At 52.5% G+C, this 15289-nt stretch carries 16 protein-coding genes; 5 read left to right on the forward strand and 11 right to left on the reverse strand.

Features of this window, described 5'->3' with window-relative positions; translation table 11 throughout:
* The 3 genes from glpA to glpC all read left to right on the forward strand — a co-directional run.
* Nucleotides 1-1131 (forward strand): anaerobic glycerol-3-phosphate dehydrogenase subunit A (gene glpA, locus VJY99_RS05260; protein ID WP_324116985.1); only part of this gene is annotated, 1131 nt, incomplete at its 5' end.
* Nucleotides 1128-2387, forward strand: a complete 1260-nt coding sequence (gene glpB, locus VJY99_RS05265; RefSeq protein ID WP_324116987.1) for a glycerol-3-phosphate dehydrogenase subunit GlpB — start codon at nucleotides 1128-1130, stop codon at nucleotides 2385-2387. The genes glpA and glpB, both read left to right, overlap by 4 nt.
* The gene (glpC, locus tag VJY99_RS05270) at nucleotides 2384-3583 is read left to right on the forward strand and encodes an anaerobic glycerol-3-phosphate dehydrogenase subunit GlpC (protein WP_324116989.1); all 1200 of its coding nucleotides are present in this window, start codon (nucleotides 2384-2386) and stop codon (nucleotides 3581-3583) included. Before glpB ends, glpC begins: the two co-directional genes overlap by 4 nt.
* A 101-nt stretch (nucleotides 3584-3684) precedes the next feature.
* Here glpC and VJY99_RS05275 read toward each other — a convergent pair whose 3' ends face one another.
* The 11 genes from VJY99_RS05275 to VJY99_RS05325 all read right to left on the reverse strand — a co-directional run bounded on the left by VJY99_RS05275 (nucleotide 3685) and on the right by VJY99_RS05325 (nucleotide 14242).
* On the reverse strand, nucleotides 3685-4893 hold the full coding sequence (locus VJY99_RS05275; RefSeq protein ID WP_324116991.1) for a nicotinamide mononucleotide deamidase-related protein YfaY: 1209 nt from the start codon (nucleotides 4891-4893) through the stop codon (nucleotides 3685-3687).
* 254 nt (nucleotides 4894-5147) lie between these two features.
* Entirely contained in the window at nucleotides 5148-5690 is a 543-nt protein-coding gene (locus tag VJY99_RS05280) for a YfaZ family outer membrane protein (protein ID WP_324116993.1), read from the reverse strand.
* Nucleotides 5691-5880: 190 nt separating this feature from the next.
* Complete coding sequence (gene menE, locus VJY99_RS05285; RefSeq protein WP_324116995.1) at nucleotides 5881-7248, reverse strand: o-succinylbenzoate--CoA ligase; 1368 nt, start codon at nucleotides 7246-7248, stop codon at nucleotides 5881-5883.
* Nucleotides 7249-7258: 10 nt separating this feature from the next.
* Nucleotides 7259-8224, reverse strand: coding sequence for an o-succinylbenzoate synthase (gene menC, locus VJY99_RS05290; RefSeq protein WP_324116997.1), 966 nt, complete (start codon nucleotides 8222-8224; stop codon nucleotides 7259-7261).
* On the reverse strand, nucleotides 8224-9081 hold the full coding sequence (gene menB, locus VJY99_RS05295) for a 1,4-dihydroxy-2-naphthoyl-CoA synthase (RefSeq protein WP_324116999.1): 858 nt from the start codon (nucleotides 9079-9081) through the stop codon (nucleotides 8224-8226). The genes menC and menB overlap by 1 nt, the downstream gene beginning before the upstream one ends.
* The gene (menH, locus tag VJY99_RS05300; RefSeq protein WP_324117001.1) at nucleotides 9078-9860 is read right to left on the reverse strand and encodes a 2-succinyl-6-hydroxy-2,4-cyclohexadiene-1-carboxylate synthase; all 783 of its coding nucleotides are present in this window, start codon (nucleotides 9858-9860) and stop codon (nucleotides 9078-9080) included. Before menH ends, menB begins: the two co-directional genes overlap by 4 nt.
* A complete protein-coding gene (gene menD / locus VJY99_RS05305; RefSeq protein ID WP_324117003.1) occupies nucleotides 9857-11527 on the reverse strand; it encodes a 2-succinyl-5-enolpyruvyl-6-hydroxy-3-cyclohexene-1-carboxylic-acid synthase in 1671 nt (556 codons plus the stop codon). The genes menH and menD overlap by 4 nt, the downstream gene beginning before the upstream one ends.
* A 153-nt stretch (nucleotides 11528-11680) precedes the next feature.
* Nucleotides 11681-12982, reverse strand: a complete 1302-nt coding sequence (gene menF, locus VJY99_RS05310; protein WP_324117005.1) for an isochorismate synthase MenF — start codon at nucleotides 12980-12982, stop codon at nucleotides 11681-11683.
* A gap of 144 nt (nucleotides 12983-13126) precedes the next feature.
* Complete coding sequence (gene elaB / locus VJY99_RS05315; RefSeq protein WP_324117007.1) at nucleotides 13127-13426, reverse strand: stress response protein ElaB; 300 nt, start codon at nucleotides 13424-13426, stop codon at nucleotides 13127-13129.
* A gap of 70 nt (nucleotides 13427-13496) precedes the next feature.
* Nucleotides 13497-13946 (reverse strand): GNAT family N-acetyltransferase, encoded by a 450-nt coding sequence (locus tag VJY99_RS05320; RefSeq protein WP_324117009.1) that lies wholly within the window; start codon nucleotides 13944-13946, stop codon nucleotides 13497-13499.
* Nucleotides 13947-14035: 89 nt separating this feature from the next.
* Entirely contained in the window at nucleotides 14036-14242 is a 207-nt protein-coding gene (locus VJY99_RS05325) for a YbfA family protein (RefSeq protein ID WP_324117011.1), read from the reverse strand.
* 560 nt (nucleotides 14243-14802) lie between these two features.
* On the opposite strand from VJY99_RS05325, the gene kdpF reads away from it, so the two are divergent.
* Together kdpF and VJY99_RS05335 are read left to right on the forward strand one after the other, a co-directional pair.
* A complete protein-coding gene (gene kdpF, locus VJY99_RS05330; protein WP_324117013.1) occupies nucleotides 14803-14892 on the forward strand; it encodes a K(+)-transporting ATPase subunit F in 90 nt (29 codons plus the stop codon).
* The coding region (locus VJY99_RS05335) for a potassium-transporting ATPase subunit KdpA (protein ID WP_324117015.1) at nucleotides 14892-15289 on the forward strand (398 nt) is incomplete at its 3' end. The genes kdpF and VJY99_RS05335, both read left to right, overlap by 1 nt.

Below are 15289 nucleotides of genomic sequence, written 5' to 3' on the forward strand. Positions count from 1 at the left end.
TTGACCGCACACTCGGTCACCGGGCTGATTCGTCAGGGAGACCGCGTGTGCGGAGTGCGCGTTTACAACCACCAGATCCGACAGCATCAGGATCTCTACGCAAGTGTCGTCGTGAATGCCGCCGGGATCTGGGGGCAACGCATTGCTGAATATGCCGACTTGAGCATTCGCATGCTTCCGGCAAAAGGTTCGTTGCTGATCCTCGGCCATCGCATCAATAACATGGTAATCAACCGCTGCCGTAAACCCGCTGACGCCGATATTTTGGTGCCCGGCGATACTATTTCGCTGATTGGCACCACCTCTACACCTATCGAATATGACCAAATCGACAATATGCACGTCACGCCGCAAGAGGTCGATATCCTGATTCGTGAGGGTTCGAAACTGTCACCCAAGCTTGCCGCAACCCGTATTCTGCGCGCTTACGCTGGCGTGCGCCCGCTGGTGGCAAGTGATGACGATCCCACCGGGCGCAATGCCAGCCGTGGAATTGTGCTGCTCGACCACGCGAAGCGCGACGGCATGGAAGGCTTTATCACCATCACCGGCGGCAAGCTGATGACCTATCGCCTGATGGCGGAATGGGCGACCAACGCGGTGTGTGAAAAACTCGGCAATACCCAGCCCTGCACCACCGCAACCGCGCCGCTTCCAGGCTCAGAAAGCTCGGCGGAAGAGACACTCAGCAAAGTCATTTCACTGCCACCCACAATCCGGCGTTCCGCCGTGTGGCGGCATGGCAGTCGTGCAGAGCAACTTCTGGCAGGCGACCGCCTGAGTAACAGTCTGGTGTGTGAATGTGAAGCAGTGACAGCGGGTGAAGTTCAATATGCGGTTAACCATCTGTCCGTCAGCAATCTCGGCGATTTGCGTCGGCGTACGCGAGTAGGGATGGGCACTTGCCAGGGGGAGTTATGCGCCTGCCGTGCTGCCGGGTTATTACAGCGCTTTGGCACGTCGTCACCGGCTCAATCACTTGATCAACTCTCTCTATTTCTCAACGAACGCTGGAAAGGTATTCGTCCAATCGCCTGGGACGATGCACTGCGGGAAAGCGAATTCACCGCCTGGGTTTACCAGGGTTTGTGTGGCTTGAAAAATGGATCGAAAAAGGGAACACCACAATGAGATTCGATAGTCTGATTATTGGCGGTGGCTTAGCCGGATTGGTATGCGGAATTCGCCTCGCAGAAGCAGGCCTGCGTTGTGCCATTATTAGCCGTGGGCAAAGTGCATTGCATTTTTCATCCGGTTCGTTGGATTTGCTGGCGGAACTCCCGGACGGCAGTCCGGTTATCTCCCCTTTAAACGCACTGGAAGCCTTGAAACAACAGGCCCCAGAACACCCATATAGTTTGATGGGTGCGGAAAATGTGCGCCGTTTCGCCGACCAAAGTGAGGCACTGCTCGCACGGTGTCATCTCAATTTGCAGGGTAGCTACCAGCAGAACCATCAGAGAATTACTCCGCTGGGAACGCAACGTGCCACCTGGCTTAGCCCCGAAGAAATTCCTACCGCACCTTTGGCGTGGAAGCGAATAACCGTCGTTGGCATTGCTGGGTTTCTGGATTTCCAGCCCGAACTGGTCGCCGGTTCTCTGGCTGAAAACAATATCGAGGTACAAACTGCCGAGCTAACACTGCCTGCGCTGGACACTTTGCGAAATAACCCCAGCGAATTCCGCGCCGCCAACATTGCCCGCCTTCTGGATATGCCAGAGCAACAACGTTTGCTGATTGACGAGCTTAAAACCCTGGCAATGAACACTGACGCCCTGTTTTTACCCGCATGCCTTGGGAGCGAAGACACTCAGGCATGGCAGACTATCAGCCGCCAGTTACCCTGCCCGCTGCGTTTACTACCCACTCTGCCGCCTTCGGTCCTCGGTATCAGAATGTCTCAACAATTACGCCGCCGCTTTCAGCAGCTTGGCGGGTTAATGATGCCGGGCGATGCGGTGCTCAGAACGCAGATAGACCAGCAGAAGGTCAGTGCGATTTTCACGCGTAATCATGCAGAAGTCCCGCTGCGGGCAAACAACGTGATTCTTGCCAGTGGCAGTTTTTTCAGCAACGGTCTGGAAGCAAAATTTAGCGGGATACGGGAGCCTATTTTCGGCCTGGATATTCGCGCCCCCGAGCGGCGAGAAGCGTGGTGCAAAGAGGACTTTTTCAGCCCTCAACCCTATTTACAGGCAGGCGTTATCGTTGATGACCATTTTCAGCCACGACTTAATGGACAACGCATCGCAAACCTTTACGCCATTGGTGCAATACTCGCCGGATACGACCCCATTCAACAAGGTTGCGGCGCTGGCGTTTCAATGACTGGCGCGTTACATGTCGCCCAGCAAATCCTTGACGATCAGAGGGGCACCGCATGAGCCTGCTCAATGAAACAAGTTTCGAAAACTGCATTAAATGCACCGTTTGCACCACCGTTTGCCCGGTAAGCCGAGTGAATCCTGATTATCCCGGTCCTAAGCAATCAGGCCCTGATGGCGAACGCTTGCGCCTCAAAGATGCCGCACTTTACGATGATGCGCTGAAATACTGTACCAACTGCAAACGCTGCGAAGTGGCCTGCCCGTCTGATGTAAAAATTGGCGATATCATTCAGCGCGCGAAAGCCCGCCACGGCAAAACAGCGTTCAACTTAAGAGATGCTGTCCTCAGCCATACCGATTTGATGGGCTCACTCTCAACGCCATTTGCTCCGTTGGTCAATACAGCAACCTCACTGAAGCCGGTGAGAAACTTGCTCGATAAAACCCTCGGCATCGACAGCCATCGCGAATTACCCAAATATTCTTCCGGCACATTTCGACGCTGGTATCGCAAAAATGCCGTGGCACAAAAAGCCTTTACTGAACAGGTCGCGTTTTTCCACGGCTGTTATGTCAACTACAACCACTCCCAGCTTGGCAAGGATTTAGTCCGCGTGATGAATGCCATGGGCTTTGGCGTGCAACTGCTGGAACGAGAAAAATGCTGTGGCGTGCCGTTGATTGCGAACGGTTTTATCGATAAAGCCAAAAAGCAGGCGACCATTAACGCAGCGTCTTTAAGCAAAGCGGTTCTGGAACAAGGGCTGCCGGTTATTGCCACCTCCTCCACCTGTACGTTTACATTGCGCGACGAATACCCGCAGGTGCTGGACGTCGATACGCGTCCGATGCGTGACCGTATCGAGTTGGCAACGCGGTTTATCTGGAAGCAACTGGAAGAGGGACGCGAGCTAAAACTGAAAGCGTTACCGCTACGCATTGCGTATCACACCCCGTGCCACATGGAGAAAATGGGCTGGTCGTTATACACGCTCGATTTGCTGCGCCGCCTGCCGGGCGTGGAACTGGTGATGCTTGAGTCCCAGTGCTGCGGTATTGCCGGAACCTATGGATTTAAAAAAGAAAATTACCAGACGTCGCAAAGTATCGGTGCGCCGTTATTTCAGCAAATAGAAGAAAGCGGGGTCGATTTAGTGGTGACAGATTGTGAGACTTGCAAGTGGCAGATTGAGATGTCCACCAGCAAGAAATGCGAGCACCCGATTACGCTGTTAGCCCAGGCGCTCGCTTAAAACAGCCCTAATACCCTAAATCATTCGAGTTAAATCGCGGCGGCAAGAGAACGTGTCCCGATGAGCTTGCATACGGGCACGTGAACGTCGCCAATAAAGAGTTAACTTGAAGTCTGAAGGGTAATGGAATCAACCACATTCACCCAGCCATGCTCAGCGGCGACGTCCCAACCATTGAGCCAGCGACGCAGCATGTTTAATGCCATCATCGCGCAGACTTCCTGACGGGTGCGCAGGACGTGGCGAGTGACGCTGAATTTCACCTGCAAGCCGTAGGTGCCGTTTGGTGTGTGGAGCGCAAAGTGTAGACTTTCGTCTTCCAGGCTTCCCACCACCAGCGCTAATGCACTTCCCGCTTGCAGCGCGAAGGTTTTAGCTCGCTCGGCCACTTGCAGCAGCGTTTCAGGGCGCGATGACAGAACTTCGCTGTTGCCCAGCGGGGCTTGGGCACTCGAAAGCTGCAAACACAATAACCCGGCGGTAAATTGCTCGCTCACCGCAATATTAAGCGACTGTGCTCTGAGGCGTTCCGCGAGTTGTGCCGGTAGCCCTGCCGTCCCTTCAAAAATAGCGCTTTCACCTGCCACACGCTGCACTTGCGGCCAGACAGCTTCCATCGCCTGGCGCTGGCTTGCAGGCCCGGTGAGTTTCAGCTCAATGATCGGCATTGATGAGCGATAGCCCATGACGGCACCTTCCGGTAACGATAGGGGTTCGAGGCTCTGGGCGAGCTCGCTTTCAGAACGCCCGAACGTGGTGAGTCGCAGGCACACTGGCGGCTCTGGCAACACAAAACGCTCACGCAAACGCGGCATGATTTGCTGGTCGATCATCACTTTAAATTCGGAAGGCACGCCCGGGGTGAAAAACATCAAGCAGCGGTTAAGTTGCAGAGCAAACCCGCAGGCGGTACCCACTGGGTTATCGACCATTTCACTGGTCGCGGGAATCAGTGCTTGCTTACGGTTGCTCGGCGCCATTTCACGCCCACGCTCGGCAAAGAATCGCTCCATATGCTCAAGCCATTCCTGATGCATCACCAGTTCCACGCCTGCGGCGGTGGCGGCGGCAAGGGCACTCAGATCATCGCTGGTTGGCCCCAGGCCACCATTCACAATCAGAACATCGGCCTGCTCGCTGCGCTCTTTGAGCACCGCGATTAAATCGTCAAGACTGTCGCCCACCGTATTACGGCGCGACATCGGTAAACCCTGGTTAAAAAAGTAATCTGCAAGCCAGGCTGCATTGGTATCAATAATTTGACCATGTAGCACTTCGTCGCCGGTAGACAGCATTTCCACTTTTATCATCGTTTTACTCCGCGGGAAGATAACGATTCACTATAACTCAAGCACGATGGAAATGGGTTGGTGGGAATACATTGGCAGAAATGAATAGGCCGCTTTTGCTGCGACCTAAGAACTCTATCCACAACAATAATCCTCAAAGGATTTCATATTGCAGGAGGGCGGCAAGAGAACGAACCCCGCGGAGCTGAGTTAACTCAGTGATTCGGGTAAGTGAACGCAGCCAACGCCCCTGCAGCATGAAAGACGAAGAGGATTTAGAAGGCCGCGCTTACACCAACATATGGCCCATCAGCGATGGTGTTGTCACGATAGCCATCTTTGTTTTCCATACCGATGTAACGGTAGCCCGCTTCAACAGAAATTGGGCGGAAAATCGTCCAACGTGCACCTGCGCTGGCTTCCTGGTAGTTCTCTACACCGCTGGAAAGGGAGTCTGGAGAGTAATAATAATCACCGAATACCGCGAAGCTATCAAAGATTTTCCAGCTCAAACCACCACCAACGGCAAGCGCGTAACCTTCGTCGCCATCATTAGGATTTAGGTAAACTGCACGCCCACCCACCGTCCCCATCAACGGGCCTAATGGCACATTAAGACCTAAACCCAGACCCGCAATATCACCATCGTCATCGTTATGTGCGTAGTTACCGGTCATTGCCAGACCGGAGGTCTCGGTACCAAGACCGACGACAATATTGGTGTATTCTTCACCCGCCTCACCACTGATACTGATTGCACTTGCAGATGCAGAAATCAGTGCCAAACCGGCAACGCCAACCATTAATAATTTGTTCATGCTTCAATCCTAAGCAAAAAAGGGAAATCCCTGAAAAGAGGCTGATTCTACAACCACAGGATAGGTAATCAACGTGTTAAAAATACTTTTTGTTATTCGTTTGTAAGAAAATGAAAAAATCAGACATTGCTGGGACTTTGTCAGGCAGAGTGGCGACGATTGGGTTAATGATGGCGGATGAGGTTAATGCTTATCCGCCCGACGAATTCCTTTTTACCCACTGCTTTATCTTCAAACGTGAAATCTTAATCCCGCCCTGCTTAAGTTCATCCGGTAACCGCAACCAGCGCACCGGCTGCTGAAACCGCACCACTTTACCCTGGAGCCATTCTGTCAGCCGCGACAAATCAAAATCGTCTTCGGTTTCCACCACGGCAACCGGACGCTGGCCAAATTCCGCGTCATCAATCGGCACCACAAATGCCTGCTTCACGGCCGGATGCTTCACAATAATGCTTTCAACTTCTTCGGGCTGTATCCCTTCCCCGCCGCTGAAAAACAGATTGTCGAGGCGGCCAATAATCATCAGACGACCTTCGTTCAACATGCCGCGATCGCGAGTGGCGAACCAGCCTTCAGTATTCACCAACGGCTGCACTGTACCCGCTTTCCAGTAACCAGAAGCCAGGCTGCTTGCGCGGATCCAGACCTCTTCATCGACGATTTTCACTTCACGCCCTGGCAGTGCTTCACCCACATCGGGAAGCCCATCAGCACGTTTAGCGCATACCGTCGAGGCAAGCTCCGTCAAGCCATAACCACACCAGCAGTTGATACCTTTGGCGAGAGCGGTTTGCGTCAGTTCAACGGGAATAGCAGCACCGCCCAACAACACTTCGCGCAGCGTGCGCGGCGGTGATTGTTCCAGCAAACGCCAGAGTTGTGTCGGCACCAGCGAGGCGTGAGAGCAACCTTGCAGCGCCTCACTCAGAGGGTGTAAATCACGCACCACCATGCAGCCACCGGCCAATAACCAGCGCCACAAAATGCCCTGGCCTGAAACGTGGTACAGCGGTAGTGACAGCAACCAACTATCGTGCGCACCATAGTCCATCACCGCCAACACACCGGCAGCACTGGCAAGATGGGCATCAGCAGTATGTACAGCCGCTTTCGGTAAACCCGTTGAACCGGAGGTCAAGGTCATCGACACATAACGCGACGGTTGCCATTGAACCTGGAAGCGTTCGCCTTCATTCATCGTTAACGGGTGGATGTTGGCAACGCAAAGCGACGAGCCAAAGGCCAGCCCATGGTTGATGGTCAAATCAGGAAGCAATTGTGCCAGCAGAGACTCGGGTAATTGCGGGTTGAGCGGCAAAACACGTGCACCGCATTGCAGCAGTGCAAGGAACGATAACACCATCTCCGGGCAATTTTTCCCACACAGTGCGACACCTTGCCCAGCTCGCACACCTTGCTGCTGGAAACCGTCAGCCAGCGCATCAACGCGCTGGCCTAACTCACGCCAGTTCAGGGTTTCATTGCCTAAAGTTAACGCGGTTTCACTGCTGCGATGTTGCGCCCAATGTTGCCAGGGAAAATCCAGGAAAATCATTGTTTAAAACTCATAACACTCGCTCAAGGGAATCCAGCGACCAGCAAGGTAATGGGCTGTTTGGCCACTCACGCACCAATTGTGCCTGCATCAATGACAAGGTATCCAAACCCGGTAGCGTTTGTGGTGTTAACCAAGCGGCAATCCTCGCCAGTTGCGTCAAACCGAGGCTTGATTCAATGGAGGAGCTGATGACCGCGGTCAATCCCAACGCATGAGCCTGTTCAACTTGCTGGCGCACTTTTGCCAGGCTGCCCGTGAGCGTAGGCTTGATAACCAGTGCCGTTAATCCAGGTTCAGCCACAAACTCGAAGTCAGGCTCACGCAGACTTTCATCCCACGCGATGGCGATCCCCGAATCACGGGCAAACTCGCGAGACTGCTCGCGGGTTTTGCACGGCTCTTCGATAAATGCGATTCGCGGGCGGTTCTCTGGATTGACGTATTTGGCGAATTGCTGAGCTTTGAGTGGCGTCCATCCGCGGTTTGCATCAAGACGCAAACGTAAATCAGGGATGGCCTCCAGCAACAAATTGACCACCATTCCGTCGCGCACTGCTTCGTACAATCCCACTTTCACCTTGGCGACTTTCTCGCCAGGGATAGCCTCAAGCATGGCAAACAATTCGTCCGGATCCCCGGTACATAACGGTGCGGCACGGTAATCCGCCGCATGGGGTAATTCACCGCTGATTTCTGCCAGTGCACAACTCAGACCAAATGCCACTGAAGGCATTTCTGGCAATTCGCAGCGCTCATCCGCTTGCCAGTCTTGCAGCCAGCGTTGCGCCGCAGCCTGGGCATCATCGACAGTTTCAGTGCTAAAACCCGGCAGGGGTGAAATTTCGCCAAAGCCTTGTTTGTCGCCATCGGTCAGGCGCACCAATAACCCATCGCGGGTTTTCAGGCGCCTATCACGCAGCACCACCCCCGCATCCATCGGCACCTGAAAGCGCCAGAGTTCGACGTGTCGCATTACGGATTCCGTTTGAATTTGCTGAAGTCCGGTTGGCGTTTTTGGTTGAACGCATTGCGCCCTTCCTGACCTTCTTCGGTCATGTAGAACAGCATGGTGGCGTTACCTGCCAGTTCTTGCAGACCTGCCTGACCGTCGCAGTCAGCATTCAGTGCAGCTTTCAGGCAACGCAGCGCCATTGGGCTGTTTTGTAGCATTTCACGACACCAACGCACAGTCTCTTTTTCCAGGTCAGCATTCGGCACCACGGTGTTTACCAGGCCCATATCCAACGCTTCTTTTGCATCGTACTGACGGCACAGGAACCAGATTTCACGTGCTTTTTTCTGGCCGACAATACGTGCCATGTAGGATGCCCCCCAACCGCCGTCGAAAGAGCCGACTTTCGGGCCAGTCTGGCCGAATACCGCGTTCTCAGCAGCAATAGTCAGGTCGCACATCATATGTAAAACGTGGCCGCCACCGATGGAATACCCTGCAACCATCGCGACAACAGGTTTTGGACAGGTACGGATCTGGCGCTGGAAATCCAGCACGTTCAGATGATGAGTCCCGCTTGCGTCCTGGTAACCGCCGTAATCGCCACGTACTTTTTGGTCGCCGCCTGCGCAGAAGGCTTTTTCACCTTCGCCAGTCAGAATGATGGTGCCGATGTTGTCGTCATAACGTGCATCAGCCAGCGCATTGATCATCTCTTTCACGGTCAACGGGCGGAATGCGTTGCGAACTTCAGGGCGGTTGATAGTGATTTTAGCGATGCCATCCTCAGACTTGTGATAGCGAATATCAGTGTAACCTTCCGAGCAATCCTGCCATACAATCGGGGCATAGAGCATTTGTTCATCTGGGTAAATCATGGTGTATCCTCGATAGGTTTTCGCAATAAATTGAGCAGGCAAGCGCTGAAAGCGGCGGGGTTTTCCCGATGCGCATTGTGGCCTGCGGCAGTAATAAGATGCGGTGTCAGGCCTAAGCTATTTGCCACGGCGCGGAATTTTTCATCCCACTCACCACATAGGTAGTAAAAAGGCCGCGGCAGTTGCTGAAGCGCTGCCCGTAAATCGGGTTGGTTGCCAAGCGATGTCGCTTCAAGCATTGCCGCAAGGCTTGCGGCATTATTCTGGCAACGCATGGCGATAAGTGTCGCGCGTTGCTGGTCGTTAAGCGACTGAAAAACCGGTTGTTGATACCAATCGTTGAGCACATCTTTTAGTGCCTCGTTATGTAAACGCTGCCCCCAAAGATGGTCGCTATTCTGTCTTTCACGACGGGCATTTTCATCCGTAAGACCTGGATGGCTCCCTTCGACAACCAGGCCGCACAACCCGGGATTATCCCCCTGACAAGCATGGACCATCGCCACACGACCGCCAAGGGAATAACCGATTAACCAGTATTTTAGGATGTTGTAACTAAGCAGCGTTTTTCGCAGTAATTGGTCGACCTGGTGAAAGCCGCTTGCTGGAATATCGGCTGAATTCCCGTGACCGGGCAAATCGATTCGCAGTTGCGGCCAGTCACTAAAATTCTCGCTCACCGCTTCCCAGTCGCGCTGGCAGCCTAAGAAACCATGCAGCCAGACAAGGCACGGTAAACCAGCATCGCGCCCTTCGCGATAAACCGCATGGAGAGTCATGCCTGGCTGACCTGCGCCAGCAAATTCTGCAAGGTTTGCGCACCGTCAGTCTCAGCTACGGTCGCCTCAATGATAGTGGTTTGCGGGCGAAGCCAGGCCTTGTTTACCGCGTCCAGCATGTCGTCCCAGCTTGCCGGGTTTTGATAGCTAAGGTTAAACATCGCCGCCGCGTGGGCAAAATTGACGTTTTGCGGCATGCAATAAAAGCGTTCGCGTTCTGCGGCCGGTGTGGGTAATAACGAGAAAATTTGCCCGCCATTATTATTCACGATCAGCAAAACAAATGGTGCGGAAACCTGGCGCAATAACGCCAGCGAATTGAGATCGTACAATGCAGATAGATCACCCACGACTGCCAGTGTCGCGCGCGCAGTCGCGCGTTGCACACCCGCCGCGGTCGAAAGCAAACCATCAATCCCGCTTGCACCACGGTTGCTGTAAACCGGATAACCCGCGGGTAGTTGGGCAAAGGAATCCACGAGCCGAACAATCAGGCTGTTGCCAACAAACAACTGCCCGCCATCCGGTAACAACTCAGGTAACCGAGCGGCTATTTGCGCCTCGCCAAATTCAGCCGTGCCCTTCTTCACCGCCTGTTGCGCGATTTTCGCCAGGGTGGTTAATTTCTCATCCCACGCGACACGGCTTTCTGCCGGATGGAGTTCCAGCCAATGCGTCACGTCGCAAGATAAACGGCGACCACGATGATTCGCCGGGTCAAGCCGGTTTGGCAGGTTATCCACCAGCCAATACTCTTCTGGCTCGCACGTAGCCTGCCATTGCAGGACGCGTTTTCCGGTTAGGCTGCTGCCAAACTGGATGATAATTTGTGCCTCGGCAAGTTCAGTGATGGCCAGGCTGTTGCTCAACCACAAATCCGCACAAGGCAGTGGCTGCCCGGTTTGCGAGAGAACATCACTGATAAGCGGCCAACCCAATGTTTTCGCCCATGAGGCAACCTGTTTGCCCTCGTCGGCATTCAAACGCCCAGCGATAACCACGCCACGTTTTTGCCGCCAGAAGAACCAGTCGCGCTGTTTCATCACTTCCTGAGCACAACCCATTCGCAACCAGGGTTTATCACTTTGCCACCAGTCGCCAAGCGCCTGTTGCCAGCCCATGCCAGTTTCATCTGGCTCACCATAAAGCGGCTCGGCAAAGGGACAATTGATATGAACAGCTCCGCCCATGAGTTGACCCAGCGCGTTATCAATGGTCGAAACCAGCCAGCGAGCCGGAATGTCCTGCGTGGGACGCGGTAAATTAATCGATTGAGTCGGATGCGTGCTAAAAATCCCAGGCTGGCGAATCGCCTGATTGGCACCGCAATCAATAAGCTCTGGCGGACGATCGGCGGTCAGCACCACCAGTTTTTCGCCGGTTAAACCCGCTTCAATAATAGCCGGATAGAGATTAGCGACGGCGGTTCCGGATGTCACGATGATGGCAACCGGGGCCTGGCTTGCTTTTGCCAGACCGAGTGCCAGATGACCTAAACCACGTTCGTCAAAGTGCGTATGACAAATGAAAGCCCGATTTTCGGCCGCACCAAGGGTAAGCGGCGTAGAACGCGAACCCGGTGCCACGCACACATGGCGGACACCATGACGGGTTAGCGCTTCAAGAATTACCGTAGCCCAACGGCGGTTAAATGAGCTTATCGACATGATTAAGTCCTGAGTCAATTTTGCTGACTCATTATAATTATTGATGGAACGATTATTTTGATATGGGTCGTATACCCTTCAAACTGCATCTTTGTTGGCGACGCTCACTTACCGCAGCAATGTCGTTCGAATGATTTCGGCTATACCTCTAATTTAGAACGTTGTTTTCGTCAGCAACGTTCGCAACCCGGCGGCTTTATTTTCTATTTCTTGCCATTCTTCTGCCGCATCAGAACCCGCAACAATGCCTGCTCCGGCATACAAACGGACAATATTATTGGTCACTTTTGCCGAGCGTAAAGCGACGCAGAACTCAGACTGGTGTTGGGACAAATACCCCGCAGATCCTGCATACCATTCACGCTCGAACGGTTCATTTTCGGCGATAAAATCCCGCGCCACATCTCTTGGCAAGCCTGCCACTGCGGCGGTGGGTTGCAGCATCGCAAGGCATTCAGCGTCGTCAGGTTGAGCCAGTTCAGTCCAAATGCAGCGCCGTAAATGCTGTACTTTTCGCAGCCGCACAATTTGCGGAGGCAGCACATCTATCCCGCCCACAGTTTTATGCAAACGCTGGCAGATGTCTTCAACGACCAACATGTTTTCACGTTGGTTTTTATCATCTTTTAGCAACCATTGCCCTAACGTCCAGGCGTGATGATCGTCAGGGTGATTGGCGACCGTTCCGGCTAAGGCTTCAGTGCGCAATGCAGTATTGATGCGCCGCCACAAGCGCTCCGGACTTGAGCCAAGGAACGCATGACTGGCATCAAACACCATCAGAAAATGATAGCAATTCAGGTTCACTCGACGGCTGGCGGCCATAACACTGGCCGCACAAACCGCGGCTGTAAATTGTAGATCAGTGGCTCTCGCCAGGACCACTTTGTCGAGCGCATGTTGCTCAATCGCTGTTGTGGCGCGGTCAATAAGCCTCAGCCATTCTGTCTGCGTGGGAATATGTTGTTCCCCCACGCAGTTCAGGTGCTGTAACGGTAATTGTTTTGCAGGATGAAGTTGTTCAAGAAATGCCAGTGCTGCACGCGCGTCAGCCTTTAAGGAGGTTTCGCTGTACAGATGAAGGTGGAGTTGCGCATCTCCCCCTGTACGTCGCCATTCAAGCCTTGGGAGAAATAAAAAACTGCGGGAGGGGTCGAATGCATTGACGCCAGTGATACGTACCGCTGGCTGAGCGGGGTAATCATCAAGAAATGAACTCGCCGCGTCTAACGTATTAAACTGGCGCACCAGACCAAGTGCAGCGATTTCGTCATCACCATTGCGCTGCTGCCAATAGAATTGAGGATAAACACGCTGGGTGGTCAACCATGCGAGAGCATCTGAATCATCACTTAGCGTGACGGCAAACGATATTTGCTGAAACCCTGGCGCGTCCGCAAATTCTGCGTTCAATGCAAGCTGTAAACGTTGCAGCACGATGGCGACTGAATTCACGATTACCTCACCTTCCCTGAAAACCCCTGATTATACGTGGTCATGACGACAAAAAAAAATCCCACCCAATGGGTAAGATTTTCTTTAACCGGCACACTGTGGGACTTCACCCGTATTAAAATGGGTCAATGTGCCGGTTTGAGTCTAACGTCTGGCTAACAAAAGCCCTAACACTAAGCCTGCAGCCGCGCCAACACCAATGCCTTGCCATGGTTTGTCATGGACATAATCATCGGCACGATAAACCGCGTTTTTGGCACGATAATAATATTTATCAGACGCGTTACTGACCCGGGATTTGACATCACTCAGTGCCTGTTCGGCACGTTCTTTAAGCTCAATATATTTCTGGTCAGTGGGATCACCTGAAGAACGCAGCACTTCTTCCAGCGTTTCACTCAGTAGAGATAAGTCATCATCAAGACGAGATTCATACGGTTGCATTACTGTTCTCCGTGTTTAAAAAATACTCGTCCGCTAACTATAGACAATACTCATCCCTTTCGCCCAGCGATTAGGAATTCGCCATACCAATATGTGGAATACCATCTTCGTCGTAAACGTGAGTGACAGGTTTAAAACCAAAATGTGCATAAAACGACTGCAAATGCGCCTGCGCACCTAAATACACCGTTTTTTCAGGCCAGTATTTCTGGCAGCAGGCCATCGCCTGTTCCATCAACTGATAACCCAGTTTTTCTCCACGCACACTTGGGTCGATAATCACGCGGCCAATCACGACGGGCTCAAACTCATTTTCGCTTTTCAGGATACGTGCGTAAGCCACCAGCTTGCCGTCCCGCCAGCCGAGAATATGACGGTTTTCTCCCACCAAATCGTCGCCATCAATGTCCTGGTATGGGCAGTTTTGTTCAACAACAAATACCGCACAGCGCAGCGCCAGAAGCGTATAGAGATCATTCACACTCAGTTCTGAATGGTGTAGGTCTTGCCAAATCAACATGTACTGCCCCTTAACATTGCTTGAGCAGTTATCTTCACGCATAAAAAAACCGCCAGCAAGTGGCGGTTTCTATTTCAATTTCAGCAAACTCAGTAAAAATCACCGGAAGCGGCTTCGGCTTGAGCCAGCCAAACCGGTTTATCACTGGTTTTTGACCACACACGGTGCAGGTAGCTGTAAAAACGGGCGCGATCTTTCCAGAACAACATCGCCGGCAACGCCAGGACACCTGCTAAAACAACGAACGTGCGACGCAGGAAGACCTGATGCAATGGATAATCTTTATAAAGAGTCATAGGTTTCTCCCTTTTCCTTCATACTTCAAGCCGCATCTTTGTTGGCTGCGTTCACTCACCCAAGTCACTGACGAATGTAAGCTCCATGGGATTTGCTCGCTTGCCGCCGCGATGCTGCATGAATTATTTCGGTAGCTGAATGTGACCGGTAGCAAACACCGGAAAAATAGAACTTGTCATCTGGCTAAAATAGTAGCGCACTGACTGAAAGTTTACTACTCCTCCGACCACTTAAAGCCACTTTTTGTCATTAATTTACAATCATGGCTGTAATTAAGTTACAAAAAGGTTAAATAAATACTAACCATTAGTTAATTAATGGTTTATACCCAAGTCACTTTGAGCCGCCCCTCCTGCATCTTTAAGGGCGACGGGGATAGCTCATTTTTATACTTTTTTTACACCCCACCCTCAGACTTTTACGACATCTTTGCACCCAAACTTTCACACTCTCTGCACTGAACTATCAGCCCTAAATCATTCGAGTTGCAGGTCGGCGGCAATCGAGAGCAGCCAACACACCTGCAAATCGAAGTATGAGGGGCATACCGAGGTGGATTGTGAGTACAGGCGTAATAGTGGGCGTGGTGCTGGTGTTTGTGCTGTTGGGATATTTAATTTATGCCCTCATTAACGCGGAGGCATTCTGATGGCCGCGTCCGGGTTTTTATTAATTGCCAGCTTCTTACTGGTGCTCTTCGCACTGGCAAAACCGTTGGGCAGCGTTTTAGCTCGCTTAATTGAAGGCGAATCGCTGCCTGTTGTCGGGAAAATGGATTCGCTGCTATGGAAAGTACTAGGGAATGACGCCACCAGCGAAATGAGCTGGAAGCGTTATCTGGGAGCCATACTGGCGTTTAACACATTAGGTTTGTTAGTACTTTTTGTCATTTTAATGACGCAAGGAAACTTGCCTCTCAATCCACAGCAATTACCTGGCCTGTCCTGGCATTTAGCGCTCAATACGGCAGTCAGTTTTGTCTCCAATACCAACTGGCAGTCTTACAGCGGTGAAACCACGCTGAGTTATTTCAGCCAGATGGTGGG

Origin of the sequence: Buttiauxella sp. (assembly GCF_035271705.1) — a bacterium.
GTDB lineage: Bacteria > Pseudomonadota > Gammaproteobacteria > Enterobacterales > Enterobacteriaceae > Buttiauxella.